This window comes from Sphingomonas sp. MMS24-J13 (assembly GCF_044905095.1).
In the GTDB taxonomy this organism is placed as follows: Bacteria; Pseudomonadota; Alphaproteobacteria; order Sphingomonadales; family Sphingomonadaceae; genus Sphingomonas_I.
Map to the genome: position 1 here is coordinate 4,710,300 of NZ_CP173258.1, position 25,121 is coordinate 4,735,420.

At 63.9% G+C, this 25,121-nt stretch carries 19 protein-coding genes and 1 pseudogene; 16 read left to right on the forward strand and 4 right to left on the reverse strand.

Annotation, left to right across the window (positions count from 1 at the left end):
- Window position 1: 1 nt before the first annotated feature.
- A complete protein-coding gene (locus AB4Z44_RS22035; RefSeq protein ID WP_404711793.1) occupies window positions 2-1,195 on the forward strand; it encodes an acetate/propionate family kinase in 1,194 nt (397 codons plus the stop codon).
- A gap of 42 nt (window positions 1,196-1,237) precedes the next feature.
- Window positions 1,238-1,651, forward strand: coding sequence for a GNAT family N-acetyltransferase (locus tag AB4Z44_RS22040; RefSeq protein WP_404711794.1), 414 nt, complete (start codon window positions 1,238-1,240; stop codon window positions 1,649-1,651).
- Window positions 1,652-2,112: 461 nt separating this feature from the next.
- Here the strand turns inward: AB4Z44_RS22040 and AB4Z44_RS22045 are convergent, their stop codons facing one another.
- The 3 genes from AB4Z44_RS22045 to AB4Z44_RS22055 form a co-directional block, all read right to left on the reverse strand.
- Window positions 2,113-3,297, reverse strand: a complete 1,185-nt coding sequence (locus tag AB4Z44_RS22045) for an acetyl-CoA C-acetyltransferase (RefSeq protein WP_404711795.1) — start codon at window positions 3,295-3,297, stop codon at window positions 2,113-2,115.
- Between the two features lie 70 nt (window positions 3,298-3,367).
- Entirely contained in the window at window positions 3,368-4,090 is a 723-nt protein-coding gene (gene phbB, locus AB4Z44_RS22050; RefSeq protein ID WP_404711796.1) for an acetoacetyl-CoA reductase, read from the reverse strand.
- A 332-nt stretch (window positions 4,091-4,422) separates the two neighbouring features.
- Window positions 4,423-6,183, reverse strand: coding sequence for a PHA/PHB synthase family protein (locus AB4Z44_RS22055; protein WP_404711797.1), 1,761 nt, complete (start codon window positions 6,181-6,183; stop codon window positions 4,423-4,425).
- A gap of 239 nt (window positions 6,184-6,422) precedes the next feature.
- Between AB4Z44_RS22055 and AB4Z44_RS22060 the strand changes: the two genes are divergently transcribed.
- The 9 genes and pseudogenes from AB4Z44_RS22060 (at window position 6,423) to AB4Z44_RS22100 (ending at window position 15,974) form a co-directional block, all read left to right on the forward strand.
- Window positions 6,423-7,298, forward strand: coding sequence for an ADP-polyphosphate phosphotransferase (locus tag AB4Z44_RS22060; RefSeq protein WP_404711798.1), 876 nt, complete (start codon window positions 6,423-6,425; stop codon window positions 7,296-7,298).
- A gap of 278 nt (window positions 7,299-7,576) precedes the next feature.
- The gene (locus AB4Z44_RS22065) at window positions 7,577-8,140 is read left to right on the forward strand and encodes an NADPH-dependent FMN reductase (protein ID WP_404711799.1); all 564 of its coding nucleotides are present in this window, start codon (window positions 7,577-7,579) and stop codon (window positions 8,138-8,140) included.
- A 411-nt stretch (window positions 8,141-8,551) separates the two neighbouring features.
- Window positions 8,552-10,320: pseudogene (locus AB4Z44_RS22070) on the forward strand (acyl-CoA dehydrogenase family protein).
- Entirely contained in the window at window positions 10,310-11,653 is a 1,344-nt protein-coding gene (locus AB4Z44_RS22075; protein WP_404711800.1) for an acetyl-CoA hydrolase/transferase family protein, read from the forward strand. The pseudogene AB4Z44_RS22070 and the gene AB4Z44_RS22075 overlap by 11 nt, the downstream one beginning before the upstream one ends.
- Before the next feature lie 20 nt (window positions 11,654-11,673).
- Window positions 11,674-12,183, forward strand: a complete 510-nt coding sequence (locus AB4Z44_RS22080) for a VOC family protein (protein ID WP_404711801.1) — start codon at window positions 11,674-11,676, stop codon at window positions 12,181-12,183.
- A 305-nt stretch (window positions 12,184-12,488) separates the two neighbouring features.
- Window positions 12,489-13,640, forward strand: coding sequence for an MlaE family ABC transporter permease (locus AB4Z44_RS22085; RefSeq protein ID WP_404711802.1), 1,152 nt, complete (start codon window positions 12,489-12,491; stop codon window positions 13,638-13,640).
- The gene (locus AB4Z44_RS22090) at window positions 13,637-14,410 is read left to right on the forward strand and encodes an ABC transporter ATP-binding protein (protein ID WP_404711803.1); all 774 of its coding nucleotides are present in this window, start codon (window positions 13,637-13,639) and stop codon (window positions 14,408-14,410) included. The genes AB4Z44_RS22085 and AB4Z44_RS22090 overlap by 4 nt, the downstream gene beginning before the upstream one ends.
- Window positions 14,410-15,345, forward strand: coding sequence for an MlaD family protein (locus AB4Z44_RS22095; RefSeq protein ID WP_404711804.1), 936 nt, complete (start codon window positions 14,410-14,412; stop codon window positions 15,343-15,345). The genes AB4Z44_RS22090 and AB4Z44_RS22095 overlap by 1 nt, the downstream gene beginning before the upstream one ends.
- Window positions 15,342-15,974 carry an ABC-type transport auxiliary lipoprotein family protein gene (locus tag AB4Z44_RS22100; RefSeq protein WP_404711805.1) on the forward strand — a complete coding sequence of 211 codons (633 nt, stop codon included), beginning with the start codon at window positions 15,342-15,344 and terminating at the stop codon, window positions 15,972-15,974. Before AB4Z44_RS22095 ends, AB4Z44_RS22100 begins: the two co-directional genes overlap by 4 nt.
- A gap of 144 nt (window positions 15,975-16,118) precedes the next feature.
- On the opposite strand, the gene AB4Z44_RS22105 is transcribed toward AB4Z44_RS22100, so the two are convergent.
- Window positions 16,119-17,747 (reverse strand): Na+/H+ antiporter, encoded by a 1,629-nt coding sequence (locus AB4Z44_RS22105; protein ID WP_404711806.1) that lies wholly within the window; start codon window positions 17,745-17,747, stop codon window positions 16,119-16,121.
- Window positions 17,748-18,049: 302 nt separating this feature from the next.
- Here AB4Z44_RS22105 and AB4Z44_RS22110 point away from each other — a divergent pair, with 302 nt between their 5' ends.
- The 5 genes from AB4Z44_RS22110 (at window position 18,050) to AB4Z44_RS22130 (ending at window position 24,814) form a co-directional block, all read left to right on the forward strand.
- A complete protein-coding gene (locus AB4Z44_RS22110) occupies window positions 18,050-18,220 on the forward strand; it encodes a hypothetical protein (protein WP_404711807.1) in 171 nt (56 codons plus the stop codon).
- Window positions 18,221-18,534: 314 nt separating this feature from the next.
- Entirely contained in the window at window positions 18,535-19,878 is a 1,344-nt protein-coding gene (locus AB4Z44_RS22115) for an efflux transporter outer membrane subunit (protein WP_404711808.1), read from the forward strand.
- Window positions 19,875-20,948, forward strand: coding sequence for an HlyD family secretion protein (locus tag AB4Z44_RS22120; protein ID WP_404711809.1), 1,074 nt, complete (start codon window positions 19,875-19,877; stop codon window positions 20,946-20,948). The genes AB4Z44_RS22115 and AB4Z44_RS22120 overlap by 4 nt, the downstream gene beginning before the upstream one ends.
- Window positions 20,945-23,689, forward strand: a complete 2,745-nt coding sequence (rbbA, locus tag AB4Z44_RS22125) for a ribosome-associated ATPase/putative transporter RbbA (RefSeq protein ID WP_404711810.1) — start codon at window positions 20,945-20,947, stop codon at window positions 23,687-23,689. Before AB4Z44_RS22120 ends, rbbA begins: the two co-directional genes overlap by 4 nt.
- 42 nt (window positions 23,690-23,731) lie before the next feature.
- A complete protein-coding gene (locus AB4Z44_RS22130) occupies window positions 23,732-24,814 on the forward strand; it encodes an ABC transporter permease (RefSeq protein ID WP_404714306.1) in 1,083 nt (360 codons plus the stop codon).
- Window positions 24,815-25,121: the final 307 nt, after the last annotated feature.

The following is a 25,121-nucleotide window of genomic DNA, read 5'->3' on the forward strand; positions in this document are numbered from 1 at the left end:
CATGGGCCGGGTGATCGCCAGCCTCAATGCCGGGTCGTCGAGCATCAAGTTCGCCTTGTTCCATGTCGGTCAGGACGAATTTGCGCTCGCGGCCTCCGGCAAGGTGGAAGGGATCGGGACCGCGCCTCACCTGGTGGCACACGATGCCGCTGGCACCATCCTGATCGAACGCACATGGGACGGCGGCGACGGCCTGAGCCATGAAGCGCTGCTGCAGGAACTGCTCCATTGGGCAGCCGGCCACCTTCCCGAGCACGAGATTGTCGCGGTCGGGCATCGCGTGGCCCATGGCGGGCTTCGGTTCGGGCAGCCGGCGCTTGTCGATGATGCCCTTCTTGCTGCCCTGGAGATGCTGTGTCCGCTGGTGCCTCTCCACCAGCCACACAACCTTGCCGTCATCCGGGCGATTCGGGCGCTCCGGCCGGAACTGCCGCAGATCGCCTGTTTCGACACAGGTTTCCATCAAGGGCGCCCGGAGGTGGCCACACGTTTCGCTCTGCCCCGTGCGCTGCACGACCGGGGCATCCGCAGCTATGGATTTCATGGCCTCTCCTATGAGTATATCGCGCATCGCCTTTCGAAGACCGAGCCGGCGTTCGCGGGCAAGCGGCTGATCGTTGCTCATCTTGGAAACGGTGCGAGCCTTTGCGCGATGCACGCGGGAAAAAGCGTCGATACGACGATGAGCTTCACGGCGCTCGACGGCCTGGTGATGGGAACCCGCTGCGGTACGATCGACCCTGGCGTCCTGCTTTATCTCCAGACTCAGGACGGCAAGAGCGTCACCGAACTGGAAACGCTCCTCTATTCGCAATCCGGGCTGCTCGGCGTCTCGGGCGTATCAAGCGACATGCGGGTCCTTCACGCCAGCAGCGATCCCCATGCCATCGAAGCGATCGACCTGTTCGTCTGGCGCGCCGCGCGGGAAGCGGGCGCACTGATTTCATCCCTCGGCGGCATCGATGGCCTCGTCTTCACCGCCGGCATCGGGGAAAACGATCCTGTCATTCGCGCTGCGATCTGCGAGCGGCTTGCCTGGACCGGACTGATTATCGATGCGGAGGCCAATCGACGGAACGCGACCACGATAAACGCCACGGGGAGTTCGGTCGCGGTTCGCGTCATCCCCACCGATGAGGAGCGGATGATCGCCATGCACGCGGTTGCGTTCGTCATGCCCGCTCAGCGAGCTTGACCTGTTCGATGCCGCTCGAGCCACGTTGAAAGGAGCACTGCCATGTCCGAACAGAGCCGCGCGTTCGTCACCCACACCGGTCTTCGGATCATCGTTCGGCCCGCCGAGCCCGAGGACGGCGCGATCCTCGATACATTGTTCCATCATGTCGCTCCGGAAGACCTGCGCTTCCGTTTCCTGACGGGGCTGAACGAGGTGCGGCCAGCGCAGATCGACGCGATGATTCATGTCGATCCCAAGACGGCCGAGAGCTTCATAGCCTTTCGCGAAGATGGGAAGACACCCCTGGCGACCGCAATGCTCGCATGCGATCCGGCGGGGGCGCGTGGCGAGGTGGCAATATCCGTCCACTCCGAATTCAAGAAACAGGGAATCGGGTGGCAGCTGCTCTCGTTCATGGCGGATGAAGCAAAACGTCGCGGCGTGAAGGTCATCGAGTTCGATCGAAAGCCGTGACAACCGTACGGCGATCGAGGTGGAGCGCGATTCGGGTTTTACCGTTGAGCCCTATCCCGGAGACGCGAGCCTTGTTCTCGTCTCCAAGCGTCTTGGATGAGATATCGACTGCGACGTAGCAAGGAACAGGGATCGTCCTCGACGCGCGGCGTAGCCGTCGCTCCTGGAACCAATCCCTAGGACATCTTCTGTTATCCGCAGCACGATTTTCCGCATCATCAGGACGGACAACACGGCCCGGATTGGTGGAACCGACTGCGCCCATGATCGGCCTATTCTACATCTGGCCCGTGCCGCTCATCGGCAGCCTGATATCGGAATTCCTTTCATCTGCATGCCGGGCATCATGCCGGACGCAGTCTTGGCCGAGCGCGAGGTGGCCAAGCGAGCGTTCCTTGTCATGGCCGCCATGAGACTAGGGAGATCACGAAGGGTGCCGGGGCGCTCGCAGGCCAGTCCGACTAGGGAAGAACCTCGAGCATCAGGGCGATTCCCTGGCCGCCGCCAATGCAAAGCGTGACGGCGCCCCGGTGAATGCCGTCGCGTCGCATGGAGTGAAGCAATCGGGTCGTGAGCACCGCTCCCGTTGCGCCGATCGGATGCCCATGGGCAACTGCGCCGCCCTCGACATTGACGATCTCTGGCGGCAACCCGAGTTCTCTGGTGACCGCAATCGCGATTGCGGCGAACGCCTCGTTGATCTCGATGCGCTCCAGATCCGATATCGTCCATCCGGCACGGTCGAGCGCCTGGCGAACGGCGGGTACCGGCCCCAAACCGAAGAGGCCGGGTTCGACCGCTCCCACGCCATAGGCGACGAGCCGGCCCATTGGCTCGACGCCGTGCCTTGATGCCCAGTCCATCGTCGTGACGATCATCGCCGCGGCGGCGCTGTTCAGCCCCGGCGAGTTCCCCGCCGTGATCGTCCCGTCGCTGCGAAAAGCCGGTCTGAGATGAGCAAGCGTCTCGAGCGTCGTATCGGGGCGGTTCTGTTCGTCGCGCACGAACAGCGTGGTCCCTTTGCGGGTCGTCAGCGGAACTGCGACGATCTCCGCATCGAATTTGCCAGCTGTCTGGGCATCACTGAAGCGCTGCTGCGAGCGCACTGCCCAGGCATCCTGGGCTTCCCGGCTGATCTTGAACTTCGTGACGAGATCTTCGGTAATCCAGCCGGAATGATGATCGCTAAAGGCGTCGTTGAGTCCATCGCGAAGCATGCTGTCGACGAGCTTGCCGTCACCCATCCTGTATCCCCAACGGCCCCTTTCGATGAGATACGGCGCCTGATCCATATTCTCCATCCCGCCGGCGATCGCGGCCGCGGAGTAGCCGAGCATAACCTCCTGCGCAGCGCTGGCTATCGCCTGAGCGCCCGACCCACAGACCCGATTGACCGTCAGCGCGGGCACCGAAACAGGAACGCCGGCCCCGATCGCTGCCTGTCGCGCCGGATTCATCCGCGCGCCGGCCTGGACGACCTGACCCATCACTACGGTGTCGACAGTCTCCGCGCCGACCTTTGCGCGGGCAAGGACTTCCTTGATAGCCACGGTTCCGAGTTGGGGTGCCGGCATATCCTTGAGGCTGCCGTCATAGGCGCCGATGGCAGTACGCACCGGTGCGCACAGAACAATCTGGGCTGGCATCTCGAATTTCCTCTCGATTGCAACCGCGGCCGAATTAGCCAGCGGGCGTCTTGATGATTTGCGCCCGATCCTAGGCCATGTACTTGCCGCCGTTGATGGACAGCGTGGTGCCGGTGATGAAGCCCGCCTCGTCCGCCACGAGGAACAGGACCCCCCGTGCGATTTCCTCCGGCGTGGCAAGGCGGCTGATCGGGATCCCTTCGAGAATGCCTTGCAGCACCGTCTCGGGCACCGCCTTGACCATCCCGGTATCCGTGTACCCCGGGGCTAACGCGTTGACGGTGATGTTTCGCGATGCGCCCTCGAGCGCCAGCGCCTTGGTGAAGCCGATCACCCCTGCCTTGGCCGCGGCATAGTTCGTCTGGCCGAACTGGCCCGACAAGGCGTTGACCGAGCTGATATTGACGATCCGCCCGAACCTGCGTTCGCGCATTCCCTCGATCACGGCGCGACACATATTGAAGCAACCGCCGAGATCGACATCGATCACGCTGCGCCATTGTTCGGGGGTCATCTTATGGAGAGTGCTGTCGCGCGTTATGCCGGCATTGTTGACGAGAATGTCGATCGGGCCGAAGTCCTGGACGACCGCCGCAACTCCCGCCTGGCTTGCGGCAAAGTCCGCCACGTCCCAACTGCGGGTTGGAATGCTGGTCTCGGCAGCGAATGCTGCGGCCTCGACATCGTTGCCGAAGAAGTTGGCGACGACCCGATAGCCCGATTTCTGCAGGAGCTTTGCGGTTGCGGCGCCAATGCCACTGACGCCTCCCGTGACGAGGGCAATACGCGACATGGGGTTTCCTTGGTTTGAAGCGGTCTTGCACCCGACTAGCGATCAATTCAGGCCGGCAGGATACGTATCCTTACTAGGCGGGGTTCAGAGGTCTCGGCGATGGCGAGACGTTGACCGGAGAGGTCAGCGCGCGATGCCTTCTCGACGCGTTTTCGCTTCGCTTCGCGCTATCAAAGGCAGGGGCTACGGGATGGGGCCTCGACGTGCGACGACCCACTTCAATGACCGTCTCCCCTGATCCTCCCAACGCTTGGAGAAGCCGATCGCCGCTCACGAACAGGGGATCGAGGATCGCAGGCGCTTTTGCTCGAGCCCTGATGGTGCTGGCGGCATCATGTCTCCAGCACATAATTGCCGGGAGCGTCTCCCAGCGCTGCGAAACCCTTCTCCGCGCCGCCCATGGGCGGCGGTGATCCTGGCTCGCTGGAGTGCTCGTCCAGCCAACGGCCCCATTCGATCCACCACGAGCCTTCGCGCTGTTCGGCCTGCTCCATCCACTCGTCCGGACCAACGGCAGGATCGTCGAGCGCGCGAGTGGCGACATGATAGCGCCGATGCGGATGACCGGGTTCCGAGACGATGCCGGCATTATGCCCGCCGCTGGTGAGCACGAAACGGATGGCGGCGCTCGTGAGCCAATGGATCTTGTGGACCGACCGCCAGGGGGCGACATGGTCGCGCTCGGTGCCGACCACGAACATCGGTTGGCGGAGCGACGACAGCGTGATCGTGCGGCCGTCCACCTTGAACCGGCCTTCGGCGAGGTCGTCGCCGAGGAACAGTTCCCGAAGATACTGGCTATGCATGGCATAGGGCATCCGCGTGCCGTCCGCATTCCAGGCCATGAGATCGATCATCGGCTCGCGCTCACCCATGAGATAGGTCCCGAGCAGATGTGACCAGATGAGATCGTTGGAGCGAAGGATCTGGAAGGCGCCACCCATTTGCTGGCTGTCGAGATAGCCACGGCTCCACATCATGTTCTCGATCAGATTGATCTGCGACTCGTCGATGAACAGACCGAGCTCGCCGGGTTCGCTGAATTCGGTCTGCGCGGCGAGCAGGGTGATCGACGCCAGACGTTCATCATGCTCTTGGGCCATGGCCGCGGCGGCGATGGCAAGCAGTGTCCCGCCCAGGCAATACCCCACGCCGTGAACCTTGTCCGAGCCGGTGATCGCCGTCACGACGTCAAGCGCCGCCATGGGCCCGAGGCGGCGATAATCGTCCATGTCCAGATCGCGATCGGAGGTGCCCGGATTGTGCCAGGATATGGCGAAGACCGTATAGCCCTGGCCGACCAGCCAACGGATCAGCGAATTTTCGGGGGACAGATCGAGGATATAATATTTCATGATCCAGGCCGGAACAATGAGCACTGGCTCGGGGCGCACCGTTTCGGTGGCAGGCGCGTATTGGATCAGTTCGATCAGGCGGTTGCGGTAAACGACCTTCCCGGGGGTCACCGCGACAGTTTTTCCGGGACGAAATTGTTCCACGCCCACGGGAGGCTCGCCGCGCATCAGGCGCCCCGCATCCTCGAACCAGTGCTGCGCACCGTCGAGCAGGCACTTGCCGCCGGTCTCGGCGACCCTGCGCAGCAGCACCGGGTTGGTCGCGAGGAAGTTGGTCGGCGCGGCCACATCGAGCAGCTGGCGCGCGGCAAAGGACACCATCTCCTCGTGATGCCGGGACACGCCGGCGACGGCCGTGGTCGCGGCGTGCCACCATTGCTGGGTCAGCAGGAAGGATTGCGAGATCAGATCGAAGGGAAATTGCTTCCAGGCAGGATCATCGAACCGGTGGTCCTGTGGCAGCGGGTCGATGGCCGGCTCGGCATCCTCGTGCCCGATGCGGCGGACAGCATAATCGGCGATACGATGACACTTGCGGTATGCCTTGCCGGCAAGTTCGAGGCGCTTGCCCGGCGAAACCCCAAGATGCGTGCTCCAGTCAAGAAACGCCAGCATCATGGTCGCCGGGGAGAGACCTGAGGTGACCTGCGCAATCGCGGCCAGCAAAGCGTGGTCCAGTGTCAGGGCGATGCCGTCAAGCGGATCGGGACCACGCTGCAGTTGGACGATGTCGGTCATGCAAGCTCCAGACGCTCATGATATCAGAGCGACCATGGCCGGAGCGGTCGCAGCCCGCATTACGTAATGTCCCAGTCGACGGTGCGGCTGGCCTGGACCGACGCTGCGCTCAAGCTTTGTCTTGCAAGAGGGCGCCTCCCCGCCGACCGTGTCGATTACGGCATCCTGCCCGGCTATCGCATTACACCCCGTGCCGCCACTTGCGCATGGGTCTGCCGTAGGCCGCACTGGAGAAAGGAATGACCATGCAGATCACATCAAAGGACTTCCGCGTGCGGAAAGGCGATCTTGTCGACCTCAAGAAGTGGCCGACGATGGTCGATCCCGTCTATCGGTCGAAGGAGCATTATCATGACCTGCTGACCGACCATGTCTCTCGTCTCAGTGTTCAGCAGCAGCTTCTCTACGCATCCAACCGTCACGCGGTCCTGCTGGTGTTCCAGGCCATGGATGCGGCAGGCAAGGACGGGGCGATCCAGCACGTCATGTCCGGCATCAATCCTCAAGGCTGCCAGGTGTTCAGCTTCAAGCATCCAAGCGCGACGGAACTGCAGCACGACTTCCTATGGCGCACGACCCGGGATCTTCCTGAGCGCGGGCGGATCGGCATCTTCAACCGATCCTATTACGAGGAGGTTTTGATCGTCCGGGTGCATCGGGACATCCTCATGAGTGAGGGACTGCCGGACGTGCCGCGTCACGACAAGACGCTTTGGCGCCACCGCTATCGGTCGATCTCGAACCTGGAAAGGCACCTGCATGCCAACGGGACTCGCATCGTCAAATTTTTCCTCCACCTCTCGAAGGAAGAGCAGCGTAAACGCTTTCTGGCTCGGATCGATGAGCCCGAAAAGAACTGGAAATTCAGCACGGCCGATGTCGAAGAAAGGAAATTCTGGGACCATTATATGACGGCGTACGAGGAATGCCTGGCTGCAACGAGCACTGGACATTCGCCGTGGTACGTGGTGCCCGCCGATGACAAGCAGAATGCGCGATTGATCGTGTCTCAGATCGTTCTCGACGCCTTCGACGACCTCAAGATGTCGTATCCGAAAACCAGCGAGGCTCGGCGCCGGGAATTGCTGATGATCCGCAAGCAGTTGGAGGAATGAGCGCTCCTGCGTCGCACGGCCGGCAGAGGCATCTGGACCAAGCTGCAGCGCAATCGCGGGTTGGCGCCACGCAGGCCGCGCGAGCCTGACTGGTTGGCTCCTCAGCGCGATCGCCGAAGATGCCGGGCTGGTACACGACCTGGCAGAGACGGTGCTGCGCCGTGCCTGCCTCGCCGCCGTGCAATGGCGGTGCACGTGCGCCTGCCGATCGACATTTTTGACTCCACCTGCGTGATGATCTGTTGTGCCCGCATCTTGCCTATGGAAGGACAAGGATCATGAGTGTCGATGTCGCCGTCCTCGTTGGCAGTCTCCGCAAGGAGTCCTTCACACGCAAGCTCGCCAACGCCATGATCGAGCTTGCGAAGCCCGCTCTTCGGCTCGAGATCATCGAGATCGGCCGACTGCCATTCTACAATCAGGACGAGGATGAAGGGCAGCCCCCGGCGGGCTGGACCGATTTCCGGCAGGCAGTCAGGGCGATGGACGCCGTGCTCTTCGTTACGCCCGAATATAATCGATCGGTCCCGGCCGTGCTGAAGAACGCAATCGATGTCGGGTCGCGGCCCTATGGCGCAAGCGTCTGGGACGGCAAGCCCGCGGCGGTCGTCAGCGCCTCGCCGGGCGCAATGGGCGGGTTCGGCGCGAACCATCACCTGCGCCAGTCGCTCGTGTTCCTGAATATGCCCACCCTGCAGCAGCCCGAAGCCTATATCGGCCACGTCGCCGCCCTGCTGGATGCGTCAGGCGGGATTGCGAACGAGGGTACGCGCAATTTCCTGACGACTTTCCTGCTCAAGTTCGGCAGCTGGATCGAGGCCAACCGCCCGCACGGCGCCTGAGGCTGGCGCATGATGCGGACCCGCGGAAACGAAATCGGTCGGGCGGCCCGGTGAAGAACCGGTCAGGGATGCCAAGCGCGTTCGGTGACTCCATTTTGATCGTCCCGACGGAAACCGCCGGTCGGGTTTAGCCGGTAAACGACCCAACCTTGGGCTGACCCTCAGCGCAGTTCCGATCGTCCCGCTAAGTAGAGATACGGACGGCGAGAAGGAATCTCGGCCTCTATCAGTGGACAATATCATGCGGTGGCGGGCGATGGCAGCATTCGTGCTGCATCGGCCCGTCGCCGGATGACGAGGATGTCCACCTGATGCCCACGCGAGAGGTCAGGAAAGCCGCTGCGAAATTGAGCGAAATGCCGGGCCACGGGATGACATCCCTCAGCCCGGCCAGCCGAACAGGATTTGAAGATGCCCGGTTATACTGCCCCCGTCGATGACATGACTTACCTGCTCGAGGAGCTTTTCAAAGCCGACGATGTGTTTGCTGCGTTGCCCGAGTTCAGCGCGGTCAATACCGAACTGGTCCGCACCATTCTGGAGGAGGCTGGACGCTTCTGCGCGGAGGTATTGCGGCCGCTCAACCAGAGCGCTGACGTGGAAGGCTGCAGGCTGGAGGATGGCATTGTCCACACGCCGAAGGGGTTTCCGGAGGCCTATCGGCGCCTCGTCGAGGGAGGCTGGCCTGGCCTGTCGGCCCCCGCCACGTTCGGCGGGCAGGGCCTGCCGCGCACGGTGCAGATTCTCGTCGACGAGATGCTGTCGAGCGCCAATCTTTCCTTCGGGCTGGTTCCTGGCCTGAGCCGTGGCGCCACCGAAGCCATCGATGCCCATGCGAGCGAGGCGCTGAAGGCGCTTTACCTGCCGCACATGGTCTCGGGCCAGTGGACCGGTGCCATGGCGCTCACCGAGGCGCAGGCCGGCTCCGACCTCGGCCTGCTCAAGACGACTGCCGTTCCACGCGAGGACGGCTCCTTCAGCATCACCGGTTCTAAGATCTTCATCTCGTCGGGCGATCATGACATGGCCGAGAATGTGATCCATCTCGTGCTCGCCCGGCTGCCGGGCGCGCCGGCGGGCAGCAAGGGGATCAGCCTGTTCCTCTGCCCCAAATATCTGGTCGATGAAGGCGGCACGCTCGGCGCGCGCAACGCGCTGAGCGTCGGCTCGCTCGAGCACAAGATGGGCATCCATGCCCAGCCGACCTGCGTCATGAACTATGACGGTTGCCAGGGCTGGCTGGTGGGCGAGCCCAACCGCGGGCTCGCTGCCATGTTCACGATGATGAACGCGGAGCGGCTGTTCGTCGGGGTCGAGGGGCTGGGCGTCGCCGAGGCGTCCTACCAGACCGCCGCCGCCTATGCGAAGGAGCGCCGCCAGGGGCGGGCGCCCGGGGGACGGGAACGGCCACGATCATCGAGCATCCCGACGTGCGCCGGATGCTGCTCACCATGCTGTCCTTCATCGAGGCCGCCCGTGCACTGACCGTGTTCACCGCGCTGGAGATGGACAGGGAAAAGGCCCATCCCGACGAGGTTGTGCGCAAGGAGGCGACCGGGCTGGTCGCCCTGCTCACCCCGGTCGTCAAGGCGGCCTTCACCGACATGGGCTTCGAGGCGACGGTGCTCGGCCAGCAGGTGCTCGGCGGACATGGCTATATCCGCGAATGGGGTCAGGAGCAGTTCGTGCGCGATGCGCGGATCACGATGATCTACGAAGGCACCAACGGTATCCAGGCGCAGGATCTGGTGACTCGCAAGGTTGGAATCGATGGCGGCGCGCCGGTGCGGACCTTCCTTGCCATGATCGGCGATACGCTGTCGCAAGCAGCCGCGCAGCCGGGCGCCACCCTGATCGCCGAGCGTTTGAAGGCGGCCCTGGGGCTGCTCGATACCGCCACCAAACGGCTGGGGCAGGGCGACTTCGCCAACAATCTCGAGCAGAATGCGGCCGCCAGCGATTATCTGCGGCTGTTCACGCTGGTGACGTTCGGCTGGCTGTGGCTGCGCATGGCGCTGATCACGCTGGCGAAGGGCGATAGCGCGACGGCCCGCGACCGGCGCAAGCTGCTGGTCGCCGAATTCTTCGCCACGCGCATCTTGCCGCAGAGCGCCGCACTGGCGCAGCAGATCGACGCCGGGTCCGCACCGCTGATGGCGCTCGCTTCCGATGACTTCTGACGCCATGCTCTATCGTTCGCGCATCATGACCGCGGATCAGGCGATCGCGCTCATTCCCTCTGGCGCGAAGGTAGCGATGGGGCTGGGCGTTTCGCAGCCGCCCGCGCTGCTGCGCGCGTTGGCCGATCGCGCGGCGGCGTGCGCGGTTTCGGACATCCACCTCTATTACATGCTCTCCACCGCGATCGCGGGCGAGACCGTGCTTCGCTACGAACTGCGCGATCGGATCAGGCCGATCTGCCTGTTCCACAGCCCGGTCGAACGTGCGCTCGATGCCCGCGCGGCCGCCGAAGGCGCGCAGCCCGTGGACGTCATTCCGGTCGCGTTCAGCCAGGTTCCCCGGGTGTTGTGCGAACATATCGGCGTCGATACCTTGCTCATTACCGTGTCGCCGATGGACGAGGACGGCAATTTCAGCTTCGGGACCGATACCGACTATGCACTGGCGGTCTCGCGGACGGCCAAGCGGGTGATCCTTGAGGTCAATCCAAACATGCCGCGGGTGCATGGCGACTGCGTGGTCCATGTGTCCCGGGTGACTGCCATAGTCGAGCATGAAATACCCTTGCTGGAAGTGCCTGGCATGCCCCTCCATGCCGAAGATGTTGCGATCGGTGCGATCATCGCCGGACTGGTGGAGGACGGCGCATGCATCCAGATGGGCATCGGTGCGCTGCCGGATGCCGTCTGCGCGGCGCTGCGCCAGCATCGCCATCTCGGCATCCACACCGAGCTCATGGCGCCCGGCCTTGTCGAACTGATGCGCCTGGGCGTGGTCGACAACAGCCGGAAGCAGATCAATCAGGGGCGCTCGGTCTTCACCTTCGCCATGGGGGACAAGGCGCTCTACGATTTCATGGACGGCAATCCGCTCCTGGAGGCCCACCCGGTCGACTATGTCAACGATCCCGCAGTGATCGCGCGCAATGCGCGCATGATCTCGGTGAACGCGACGCTTCAGGTCAATTTGGACGGCGCCTGCAACTCCGAATGTATGAACGGGCGGCAGTATAGCGCTGCAGGCGGGCAGCTCGATTTCGTGCGCGGCGCCTATGCCTCGAAGGGCGGTCGATCCATCATCGCCTGTCATTCCACGGCGGCGAAAGGCACGATCTCGAGGATCGTGCCTGCGCTCGATGGGCCGGTGACTACGCCGCGCAATGATACGCATATCATCGTCACCGAACATGGCTGGGCCGACCTGAAGGGGAAAACCGTGGATGAGCGCGCGCGGGCGCTCATCGGTCTTGCGCACCCCGATTTCCGCGAGACGCTCGAGCGCGCCGCCCATGAAAAGCGCCAACGTACGGCCACGGCCCGTGCCGCTGTGTGAAGCCGAAGTTGCCGGCGGGTATGCGCTGCCCGCTGACCCCGATGACGGCGCCGGCCAGAAGGAGACATGCATTGGTCCAGGTAATCGGCATTGACCACCTTGCCATCCGGGTGGGCGATCTGGCGCGATCGAAGCGCTTCTATGACGCGCTGCTCGGCTTCATGGAGTTCGAGCGCGAATGGGAGTTCGGCGAGGTCGTCGGCTGGAACAACGGCGAGACGATGTTCTGGATCACCCAGGCGGATGCGGAAGGCCGGTGCCACAAGCACCGCGCCGGCAATATCGGCTACCATCACTATGCCTTTGAGCTTGCCACGAGGGAACAGGTCGACGCGCTCTATGCCTTCCTGCTGGAGCAGGAGGTCGAAATCGTCGACACGCCAGCCGACTATCCCGATTATGGAGAAGGCTATTACGCCGTCTACTTTCTCGACCCCGATGGCCTGAAGCTCGAGGCAATGCATTTTGTCGAGAAGGAGAAGCGCCGGGCGCGTATTCGCCGCGATAGGACCAAGTCGGCAAAAGGCTGAGGGCTGACAGGCAGGAACCAGGCACGCTTCCCGCCGACCGGGGCGACAGCTTCGTCGCGACGACGGGGCTCACACTGCCGATGCGCGCCGCTCCCGCGATCACGAGGAACAGCTTTACGTAGCATTGCGGATTACCGCGCATCGGTGCGCGAGCGATGAAAAGACTGCCGATGGTTCGAGATACCGTTCATCGCTCGGAGATAATCATGTCCCTCGACAAGAAGACGGCCACTTTCGTTCGACCGCGTAGTGTCGATGGATGGGCCTGTCTGTCCAGTGTCGCTGTATCCGGCTGAGGGAGATCCGTGGTCCATGCCGAAGCGAATGGTGCGGGCGAGCGTCCGGTCGTACAGACCGATTATACGCTTCGTCACACCGCCAAAGGTCTGGAGCTTGTCGCGATCGGAGATTGGACGGTCCTGACGCTCGGCACGATCCCAGCAAGACTGGAGAGTGCGGTCAAACGACAGGGCCGGTATAATGCGGTCGATGTTTCGCAAATGGGGCGGGCAGATAGCGCCGGCGTCTACGCTATTCTCGGCGCTGTCGTGGCGGAGGCGGCGGATCGGTTGTCGGACCGCGAGGATCTGCGCCGACTGATGGACATCGTCCGTCCGGCGCTGCTGGCCGCACCGTCCCCCGTGCGCGCGGACCATGGGATCATCGCCTTTTTCGAGCGGATCGGCAGAGCTATCGCAGCGGAAGGAAGCGAACTCTACCATGCGATGGAATTCGTAGGGCAGATGGTGGTTGCGCTGGCGCGTACCGTTGTGCGGCCGCGTCGCTTGCGAATGACACCGCTTGTAGCGGTCATGGAAGAGGCTGGTCTCAACAGCATCCCGATCACGATGGTCATGACCTTCTTTGTCGGAGCGATCATCTCGCTCGTGGGCGTCAATATCCTCGCCGAGTTCGGCGTATCGGTATTCACCGTGCAAATGGTCGGGGTCGCGGTCCTGCGCGAGTTCGGCGTGGTCATCGCCGCCGTCCTGCTTGCCGGCCGTTCCGCGTCATCGTTCGCTGCACAGATCGGCGCTATGCGGATGAACCAGGAAATCAATGCGATGCAGGTCATGGGCGTCGACCGGTTCGACGCTCTCGTGGTTCCCCGCGTTCTCGCCGCCCTGCTGATGATGCCGCTCCTGACCTTCTGTGCCGACATGGGCGGCATAGTCGGTGGACTGCTGATCAGCTGGCTGACGCTCGACATCAGCCCGGTCTTCTTCGTCAGCCGAACGCTCGAGACAGTCGATATCAAGCATTTCTGGATCGGGATGAGCAAGGCGCCCTTTCTTGCCGTGGTGATCGCCGCCACCGGCTGTCGCCAGGGCTTCATGGTGGGAGGCGATACGGGAAGCCTGGGGCGCCGTGTCACGGCGGCGGTTGTCCAGTCGATATTTCTCATCATCATGTTCGACGCGATCTTCGCCATGATCTTTACCGAGCTGGATCTGTGAGCGGCGAGGATGGCGCCTCGACACTGGTCCGGGTCGCCGGATTGCGCACGGTGTTCGGCAGCCGGGTGATTCACGACGGCCTTGATCTGGACGTACGCCGGGGTGAGATCCTTGGTGTCGTCGGCGAGTCAGGCTCGGGCAAGTCGGTCCTTCTCAACACGATCCTTGGCCTCAAGCGACCCGATGCAGGGACGATCACCGTGCTCGGCCACGATGTTCTCGATCCTGACCGGCAGGCCGATATCGAACGGCGCATCGGTGTCATGTTCCAGCAAGGCGCTCTCTTCTCGGCCTTGTCGGTCCAGGAGAATGTCGAGGCGCCGTTCCTGGAACATGCCAGACTGCCCATGAACTTCGTGCACAGCATGGCGGCGTTGAAGATCAAGCTCGTCGGCCTTCCCGATCAGGTCGGCGCCCAGATGCCGGCGGAACTGTCCGGCGGCATGCGCAAGCGTGCCGGTATTGCCAGGGCGATCGCCCTCGATCCCGAGCTGCTTTTCCTCGATGAGCCGACATCCGGACTCGATCCCATCGGCGCCGATGCATTGGATGGGCTCGTGCGCGATCTTCGCGACGCGCTCGGCCTCACCGTGTTCATGATCACCCACGATCTCGATACACTCTATACGATCTGTGACCGGGTGGCGGTGCTGGCCGACCGGCGCGTGATCGCACTGGCGCCGCTGGCCGAAGTCCAGAATTCGCAGCACCCCTGGATCAAGGCATATTTCCAGGGGCCGCGCGGCCGTGCCGTGCGGGAGAGGCACTGATGGAGCGGCATGCCCGTTATGTACTGGTCGGCGTGTTTTCGACCGCGATTATCTTTGCGGCGCTGATCTTCATAGTCTGGCTGGGGCGGACCGATTTCAGCCGTAGTTACGACGAGTACCGCATCGTCTTCGATGGGCCGGTGCGCGGTCTGGGAGAGGGCGGGGACGTGCAGTTCAACGGCATCACCATGGGGCGGATTCAGAAGATCGCACTCGACGAGCATGATCCCAGCCGGGTCATCACCGACATCGAGCTCCGTTCGGGAACACCGGTGCGCACCAGTTCGGTAGCGACGATGGAGACCCAGGGCATATCGGGCGTGAATATCGTCCAGATCACAGCCGGCTCGGTACAGCAGCCGCTTCTCAGGAAGACCTCCCATGAGAACCGACCGGTCATCCGAAGCAGCGCCGATGCCACGTCGTCGCTGATCCCCGGCGGGGGCAAGATGGTACGGAGCGCTACCGAGACGCTCGATCGCATCAATCGGCTGCTTTCCGACCGGACCATTGCCGAGCTTTCGGCCACGGTACACGACGTGCATCTGACCACGCAGGAGATCGCCGCCAACCGGGCCATGTTCGGCCGAGCCGCCTCAACGCTCGCCAAGCTCGACAGCGCCGCGAGCGATATCCAGGTCGCGGCGGCATCGGTGCGCGGCATCTCGGAAGGCGATGGACGCCGTGCCGCGTCGGACATCGCCGATGCGGCAGCCGAACTCAAGCTCGCCATCGGGCAAGCACGGGGAACGCTGGGGCGGATCGATGCGCAAAGCGAGCAGATCTCGACCACGACGCTTCCCGATCTCGATGCGACGATGCTCAGCATCCAACGAGCCGCCGACTCGCTCGATCGCCTGCTTCGTGAGGTACGCCGGGACCCCAAGACCCTTTTGGGCACCGCGCGCGAAAAAGAGCTGGAATTGCGGCCATGATCATGTTTCGCGCCTGTGCCTGGCTGGCGCCGCTATCGCTGTGTGGCTGTGCCGCCTCGCTTCTGGCACCCCAGCCCGCGACGACGCTGTATCGGCTCGAGGGGGCGGCGCCCTTGCCGGTTGCCACGGACGGTGCCGTCGTGGTGCGGCAAACGGTGCGTTTGACGGTCAACTTTGCCACCGGGATCGATGGTGACCGCCTGCTGACCGTTCGTGGCCGGCAGGCAATGTATCTGAAGGGAGCACGCTGGATCGCGCCGGCCCCGGATCTCTTCTCCAAGGCTGTCGAGTATGGCTTCGCTCGCCACGCCCCCGAAATCATGATCGTTACTGCCACCGATCGGGCGAGAAATGCCAGCCGCATCCTCGATGTGAGGATTGACCATTTCGAAGCTGCCTATTCTGCGAGCGCTAACGCGGATGCCCCGCCGACCGTGACGTTGAACGGCGAAGCGCGACTTCTTCGGGCGAATGGAACGCTGGTCGCTTCATGGCGAGTTGCTTCGGAGGCTCATGCCGGTCGGAACAATGTCGGCGCAATCGTGGACGCATTTGGTCTGGCGACCGATGCCTGTATTGATCAGCTTGCAAATGAGGCGGCTTCACGGATCATGGCCGCACCATCCTGACGAATATCCCCGTTCCGAGACCAGTATATTGGCTCGCGCGCCGCAGCCGGATCGAGGCTCGAAACGCGTCAAGCGAGAAAGCATCCGACCGCGGCCTGAGGGACTGAATGGTTCTGCTTGGAACAAGCCCCTGTCCGCGCCAATTCACATCGAGTATCTCGCTTCCAGCAGATCAAGTTCGCGGGTCAATTTTCGGGTGAGCTCGCTTCCGAGTTCATGATGCCTTGCCCTGCGAAAAATCTCGGCACGCTCCGCCCTGATCCCGGCGAGCCGAAGGTCACGCTCGATCTTTTCCGAAATCCGAATCGATGCCGTTTCCTTCGCATTGCCCTGCCGGCTTTCGATGCGCTGCCGATAGGCGCCCATCACCCGGTCCGCCGCCGCGACATAGATGTCGGCATCGGTCCGTCCCTCAGCCATCTCGTGTTCCGCGCGTTCAACGGCCGCGATGGCAGCGACGGCTGCCGCCGCGCGTGCCGCGTCCTCTTCAGCCAGATGGGAAGGCTCCGGCGGCATCTTCAGTCCATGCAGAACCAACGGCAAGCCGAGACTGGCGACGATTAGAGACACGATGATCACTCCCATCGCTAGAAAAATGGCGAGGTCGCGTGCCGGAAATGGTGCGCCGTCGTACATTGCCAGCGGCAGCGTCAGGACGCCCGCAAGCGTGATCGCTCCCCGAACACCGGCAAACGACATCGCTGCGACGAGCCGCCAGTTGGGCGTCGCCTGCGCTTCTCCAACCCGGAAGAGGGTTGGCCGGAACGAGAGCCATACCCACAAGAAGCGCAGGGCGGCCAGGCCGGCGTTGATGGCAAGAACATAAACTGCAAGCCACCACGGTTCGTGATGACCAGTCGTCCGCACCGTCTCGGCGGCGTTCGCCAGGATCATCGGAAGCTGCTCACCCAGGAGCACGAAAATGATGCCATTGGCGGCGAACTGGATCGTGTCCCATACCGTGTTGCGGCGAATCCGCGTAAGCGCCTGCAACTCGCCGGACGTCTCCACAAATCCCATGGTGAGGCCGGCTGCGACGGCCGCGAGGATGCCCGAGCAATGGAGATGCTCGGCAACCAGGTAGGAACCGAACGGGATCAGGAGGCTGATGAGTATCTGCGAGCCGCCCTCCTCGCCAAAGTGCCGGGCGATCCAGCTCTTGGCTCGCGACACACCCCAGGTGAGACTGGTGCCGACAGCTATGCCGCCGAAAGCCACCCAAAGGAAATTGAGCGTCGCATGCTGGATCGAGAAGGCGCCGGTAAGCGCCGCGGCTACGGCAAAGCGCAGGCAGACCAGGCCGGATGCATCATTGAGGAGGGACTCGCCTTCCAGGATATGCATCATACGCTTGGGGATCGGCACGCGCTGCGCGATCGCGGAAACCGCGATCGGATCCGTGGGAGAAAGCACCGCGGCCAGGGCGAAGGCGACCGCGAGCGGCATTGAGGGGATCATCCAGTTGATGAGGAACCCCGTGCCGACGACCGTGAAGACGACAAGGCCCAGCGCAAGCTCAAGGACGGTCTTGCCATCCTTGAACAGCTCCTCACGGGGTATGCGCCAGCCATCGAGAAACAGCAAAGGCGGCAAGAACAGCAGGAAGAAGATCTCGGGATCGAGTGTGACCCGCCAGCCGGCTACGAGGCCGATCGCCGCCCCAAGCGCGATCTGGAATAGCGGCCTAGGCAGAGCGAGGGGAACGACCCGGGACAGGATGCCGCTCAGGATCACCGCGACCAGCAGAAGAAGGACAATTGTAACGGTATCCAATTTCCTGATTGCTCCTCGTTGGTTAGATCAACTCGATGACGTCCGCGCTATGGCTAGGACCGCCATTGAAAGCGCGGGACTACCATGGTCAGCACCATAACCAGCACGGTCTCGAGCTGCTGCATGTCATTGGTGGTGCGCGTGACACATAGGCGCGCCGAGGTGCCGCACTTCGGTGAGCGAGAAAAGCGGGACACGCGTGAACACCGCCCAGCGCGGGTCGCGCCCGCTTCCCATCGCGATGCCCGCCGAGCCATGCGGTACCGGTCGCGAACAGGATCTGGACGACCGCCACGGCGAGCATGATCGCGATCATGGGGAGGATGCGCGGAACGTCGCCGCGCAGCACGCCGATCGATCACGTCCGCGCTCAGCGCCGGCAGGCCGAGCGCCGCGACCGCCTGTACCGTCTGGCGGACCCGCAAAGGGAGAACGACCGGTACGTGGGGCGCCAGCAACAGTTGCCAAGGTGAAGGAGGGGCTAAGTGGCACTCATTCATACCGGAGGGAAGGGTACTGCATCGGTTCCTCATATCGGCTCCGCCAGTCAGGCCGCGGCGCCGGACTGACGCGTTGCCGGCTCTTCCGATAACTCGACCAGGGGCGGTGGCGCATTCGTAGCATTCCCTATGCCGGGCTTCGCTGCATCGCAGTAACAGGATGGTCCCTGAAATGCTTTTTTGGGCGGCAGAGATTGGCGAGTCGGATCAAATTTATCATTAAGCCGTTGGCAGCGACGCTCTTTCTGGGCGGTTGCTCGCTGACGCCCAGGCCTATGCATCCGGCAATGCCGGTCCCGGCGCGTTATCCGCTTGTGCAGGACATTCCGACCGCGCCGTCGGCGGGGCACATCGGATGGCGCGCGTTTTTTGCCGAGCCCGAGTTGCAGGCCCTGATCAGCCGCGCCCTCGAAAACAATCGCGACCTCCGGGCGGCCGCTGCGCGGATCGACCAGGCGCGCGCGGTCCTGCGCGTGCGCGGCGCCGATCTCGCGCCCCAAGTGAGCGGCTCGGCCGGCATGGTCAAAGCGGGCGTGCCCGATAACCTCGCGCTGCTGATGCGGGACGATACGCTCACCAGTTATAACGGACTTTTGCAGACGAGTTGGGAGATCGATCTGTTCGGCCGGTTGCGCAGTCTGCGCGCCGCCGCACTCGAGCAATATCTGGCAAGCGGTGAAGCTCGGCGCGGGCTGGCCACCAGCCTGATCGGACAGGTCGCCGCCGGCTATCTCGCCGATCGCGAATATGCCGAGCGGCTCGCGCTGGCGCGAAACACGCTCACCAACCGCGAACGATCGCTCGATATCCTGACGCGGCGCTATAGGGTCGGTTCGGGGTCCAACGTCGAAGTCACCCAGGCGGAAACGCTGCGGACCCAGGCGCTGGGAGCGATCCAGGCGATCGAACTGGCGCGCGCGCAGAATCTCGACGCGCTCGCGCTTCTGGTGGGAGAACCGGTCGATGAGAATGCGCTCCAGCACAGTGTGACACAGGTTGCGCTCGAGCAGTCCATTCCGCCCGGGCTTCCGTCCGAACTGCTCACGAGCCGCCCGGACATTGCGGCCGCCGAGCACCAGCTGCGCAGCGCGGAAGCGAACATCGGCGCCGCACGCGCCGCCTTCTTCCCCAGCATCAGCCTCACGGGTATGGCGGGGAGCACGAGCGACGATCTCGCCGGACTGTTCGGCAAAGGCACCGGCCTGTGGCTGTTTCGCCCCAGCGTCTCGCTGCCGATCTTCACGGCCGGCAAGCTGCACGCCAATCTGCGGCTCAGCGAAGCACAACGTGACGAGATGCTCGCCGGATATGAAAAGACGATCCAGACGGCTTTCCGCGACGTGGCCGACGCGCTCGCGCAGCGGCACTGGCTGGCCGAACAGATCGCAACGACGCAGCAGGCGATCAAGGCGCTCACCGAACGCTCGCGGTTGGCCCAACTGCGCTATGACGCCGGCCGCTCCGCCTATCTCGAAGTGCTCGATGCCGAGCGCGACCGCTTTTCCACCGAGCAGCAACTGATCCAGTTGCGCCGTGCCTGGCTGGCGAGCGGCGTTGCGCTCTACGTAGCCCTCGGTGGGGGCTTTCCCGAACCCGAACCAGAATTCAAACCGCAGGGGCGCAATCCATGAAGGTCAACTGGAGGAAATGGGCGATCCGCGTCGGGATTGCGATCGCCCTCGTAGCCATCGTGTTGATCGCCCGGCATTATCTTACCCGCGATCCGCTGGGCGCCGGCATCGCCAGCGGCAACGGCAGGATCGAGGCGACCGAGGTCGATATCGCCGCCAAGTTGCCTGGGCGCATCCGCGAGGTTCTCGTCAAAGAGGGCGACACCGTGAAGGCGGGGCAGGTGCTCGCCACGATCGACGTCGATGCGATCCAGGCGCAGCGCGCGCAGGCTTTGGCGCAGAGCCAGGGCGCGCTCATCACGGTCCAGTCGGCACAGGCGCAGGTCGCCCAGGCGCTGAGTCAGCGTACCTCGGCCGTCGCCCAACTCCGCCAGCGCGAGGCTGACCTCGCCACTGCCCGCCAGCATCTTCGACGGTCGACCGAGCTCGCCGCCGAGGGCGCGACGCCACGCCAGGAGCAGGAGGATGACCAGGGGCGTCTGCAGAGCGCCCAAGCTGCGGTGCAAGCCGCGCGGGCGCAGGTCGAGGCGCTCGACGCCGCCATCGCCACCGCGCGGTCGCAGGTCGCAGGAGCGCGCGCGAATGTCGGTGCCGCGCAGGCCGCGACCCGCCAGTTCGACGTGAACATCGAAGATGCGGTGCTGCGCGCGCCGCGCGCGGGGCGCGTCCAGTATCGTATCGCCGAGCCCGGCGAAGTCGTGGGGGCAGGGGGCAAGGTGCTCAACCTGATCGACCTGAGCGGCGCCTATCTGACCTTCTTCCTCCCCGAGCAGGCAGTGGGCCGTGTCAGGATGGGCGACGAAGCGCGGATCGTGCTCGATTCCGCGCCCGATCGCGTGATTCCGGCGCGCATCTCCTTCGTTGCGGATGTCGCGCAGTTCACGCCCAAGACCGTCGAGACCAAGGACGAGCGCCAGAAGTTGATGTTCCGCGTGCGCGCTTCGATCGACCCCAGGCTGCTCGCGCAATATCCCGCCTTGGTGAAATCCGGCATGCCGGGCATGGCCTATGTCCGGATCGACCCGACCAAGCCCTGGCCCGCCAAGCTCGCGCTGACTCCGGCCAAATGACGAAGTCCGCCGTCCGCCTCTCCGGCGTGCGCCTGCGCTTCGGCGACAAGGCGGCGCTCGACGGCGTCGATCTCGATATGCCCGCCGGCCGCATGGTCGCAATGATCGGGCCGGACGGGGTGGGCAAGTCGAGTCTGTTCGCGCTCGTCGCCGGCGCGCGCGCCATTCAGGAGGGTAAGGTGGAGGTGCTGGGCGGCGACATGGCCGATGCCGCGCATCGCAGGCGCGTGTGCCCGCGCATCGCCTATATGCCGCAGGGTCTGGGCAAGAATCTCTACCCTACCCTCTCGGTATTCGAGAATATCGATTTCTTCGCGCGGCTGTTCGGCCAGGGGAAGGCCGAGCGCGAGCGCCGGATCGAGGAGCTGCTCGACGCGACCGGCCTCACGGCGTTTCGCACACGCCCCGCCGGCAAGCTCTCCGGGGGCATGAAGCAGAAGCTCGGCCTGTGCTGCGCGCTGATCCACGACCCAGACCTGCTGCTGCTCGACGAGCCGACCACCGGCGTCGATCCGCTCTCACGCGTGCAGTTCTGGGATCTGATCGGTCGCATCCGGGCGAGCCGGCCGGGGATGAGCGTGCTCGTGGCGACGGCCTATATGGAGGAGGCGGAGCGCTTCGACTGGCTGGTGGCGATGGATGCCGGGCGCATCCTCGCGACCGGCACGGCGGCGGACCTGCTGGCGCGCACGCAAACCACGACGCTTGAGGCAGCCTTCATCGCGCTCCTGCCGGAGGACCGGCGGCGCGAATATCACCCCGTGACCATCCCCGCGCGCGATCCCTCCAGTGATGGAACGCCGGCGATCGAGGCGCGCGGGCTCACCAAGCGCTTCGGCGACTTCACCGCGGTCGATCATGTCGATTTCCGCATCGAGCGCGGCGAGATCTTCGGCTTCATCGGTTCGAACGGCTGCGGCAAGACGACCACGATGAAGATGCTGACCGGGCTGCTCCCCGCCAGTGAGGGAGAGGCGCTGCTGCTCGGCCGCGCCGTCGATCCCCGCGACATCGAGACGCGCCGGCGCGTCGGCTATATGTCGCAGAGCTTCTCGCTCTACACCGAGCTGACGGTGCGGCAGAATCTCGAACTGCACGCCCAACTGTTCCATGTCGCAACTGCGCATGTGGCGGACCGGGTCGCGGAGATGGCCGGGCGGTTCGGTCTCGCCGACCTGATGGATGCGTATCCGGAAAGCTTGCCGCTGGGCCAGCGCCAGCGATTGTCCCTCGCCGTCGCGATGATCCACGCGCCGGAGATCCTGATCCTCGACGAGCCGACCTCGGGTGTCGACCCGATCGCGCGCGACTCCTTCTGGCAGATGATGATCGATCTTGCCCGTAAGGATCATGTGACGATCTTCATCTCGACCCACTTCATGAACGAGGCCGAACGCTGCGACCGCATCGCTCTCATGCATATGGGCAAAGTGCTGGCCACCGACACGCCGGCGCAACTGGTGCGGACGAGCGGGGCGCCGGATCTGGAAGCCGCCTTCATCGAATATCTCAAGCGCATGGGCGGCCGCGATGCGGACGGCGCCCCGATCGCGGATGCGCCGCCGCTGGCGCCGGCGCTCGCTCAGGCGGAGGGGGTGCCGGATGTGCCGACCCGCTTCAGCCAGCGCCGCATGTTGAGCTATTCCCGTCGAGAGGCGCTGGAACTGCGCCGCGACCCGATTCGCGCCACGCTCGCGCTGCTCGGCAGCATCTTTCTGCTGTTCATCATGGGATACGGCATCACGCTGGATGTCGAGAACCTGCCTTATGCGGTGCTCGACCGTGACGGGACGGGCACGAGCCACAACTATGCCTTGAACCTGTCCGGCTCGCGCTACTTCGTCGAACGCAAGCCGGTCCACAGCTATGCCGAGCTCGACCGACGGATGCGCGACGGGGAGTTGAGCGTCGTCATCGAGATTCCCGAGAAATTCGCGCGCGATATCCGGCGCGGTACGCCGGTTTCGATCGGCATGTGGGTCGACGGATCGATGCCCAGCCGGGCGGAGACGATTCTCTCTTATGTCCAGGCGATGCATGCCGCCTGGCTCTCCGATTTCTCAATGCGCGAGCTGGGTGTGAGACCGTCGCTCGGCCTTGCGAATATCGAGACACGCTACCGCTACAATCCCGACGTCGCCAGCCTGGTCGCGATCGTCCCCGCCGTGATCCCGATCCTGCTGCTGCTGATCCCCTCGATGCTGACCGCGCTTAGCGTGGTGCGCGAGAAGGAACTGGGATCGATCGTCAATCTTTACGTCACTCCCGTCACCCGTGCAGAATTCCTGCTCGGCAAGCAGCTTCCCTATGTTGCGCTGGGGATGTTCAACTTCGCGCTGCTGACGATCCTGGCGGTAACGGCATTCGGCGTGCCCTTGAAGGGCAGCCTCCTTGCGCTCACGCTCGGATCGTTACTGTTCGTCCTCAGCTCGACGGCGATAGGCCTCATCTTCTCGACGTTCATGCGCAGCCAGATCGCCGCAATCTTCGGCACGGCGATCGGCACGATCATCCCGGCCGTGCAATTCTCCGGCATGTTGACGCCGGTTGCCTCGCTCGAGGGGACGGGCAAGTTCATCGGCGAGATCTATCCCGCCACTCATATCCTGACGATCAGCCGCGGCGTGTTCTGCAAGGCACTGGGGATCGCCGACCTGCCCAGCGCCTTCCTGGCACTGGCGATCACCGCGCCGGTGCTGATGGCCACCGCCATCGCGCTGGTGCGCAAACAGGAGCATTGAGCGTTGCGGATCTCCAACATCGCACGACTTGGCGTCAAGGAAATGCGCAGCCTGTGGCGCGACCGGATGATGGTCGTGCTGATCCTCTGGGCCTTTACCGCCTCGGTCTATGTCGCCGCGAGCGGCATTCCCGAAACGCTCAACAAGGCGCCGATCGCGATCGTCGACGAAGATGGGTCGCCGCTCTCGCAGCGGATCATCAATGCCTTTTATCCGCCCTTCTTCACGCCGCCGGCGCTGATCGACCAGAAGGCGGTCGATGCCGCCATGGACCAGGGCCTCTATACCTTCGTCCTCGACGTCCCGCCGAATTTCCAGCGCGACCTGCTCGCCGGCCGTCGCCCGGAAATCCAGCTCAACGTGGATGCGACGCGCATGGCCCAGGCCTTTTCCGGCAACGCCTACATCCAGCAGATCGTCAATGGCGAGATCAATGGCTATGCCGGACGCAACAGCCGGGCCGCCGCGCTGCCGGTCGACCTCGCGGTGCGCTCGCGGTTCAACCCTAATCTCACCTCGCTCTGGTTCGGCGCGGTGATGCAGGTAATCAACCACGTCACCATCCTCTCGATCATCCTCACCGGTGCGGCGCTGATCCGCGAGCGCGAGCATGGCACGATCGAGCATCTGCTGGTGATGCCGGTCAGCCCATTCGAGATCATGGCGGCGAAGGTCTGGTCGATGGGACTGGTGGTGCTGGTCGCCACTTGGTTCTCACTCACCTTCATCGTCGAAGGTGCGATGCATGTGCCGATCGAAGGTTCGGTCGGATTGTTCCTGCTGGGCGCTGCAGCCCACCTCTTCGCCACGACCTCGATGGGCATCTTCCTCGGCACCTTCGCCCGCTCTATGCCGCAATTCGGGCTGTTGGTGATCCTGACGATCGTGCCGCTTGAGCTGTTGTCCGGCGGCAGCACGCCCCGGGAAAGCATGCCGAAGCTGGTGCAGGACGTGATGCTCGCTGCGCCGACGACCCATTTCGTGAAGCTCGCGCAGGGCATCCTCTACCGCGGTGCGGATATCACCGTCGTCTGGCCGCAGTTCCTCGCCATCATCGCCATCGGTGCGGTCTTCTTCACCATCGCGCTCTTCCAGTTCCGCAAGGCGATCAACACCATGGCCTGAAGCCTGGCGGCTGGCTCCAAGTGCTCCAATTCAGCCGCGAGCGGGCCCGGGTGGTTATCGCCGGTTCACCTTCGAATCCGGTCCGTGAGGTCGCCGAATGCGATTATCGCCATGGGCGGCGAAGCAGAGGCATATCTCGGCGATCTCGCCGAAGGGCTGGGCATTCGTCGCACGCTGCGCAACCACCCCAGAGCGGCCGAGGCCGGATCGTGTCGGGCTGGGGCTGGGTCGACATGGTGAATTCTCTTTTGCACCAGCATCGCCGCGTCGGTGGGCAATCGCACCGGTTCGGAAACCCATGAGTCCG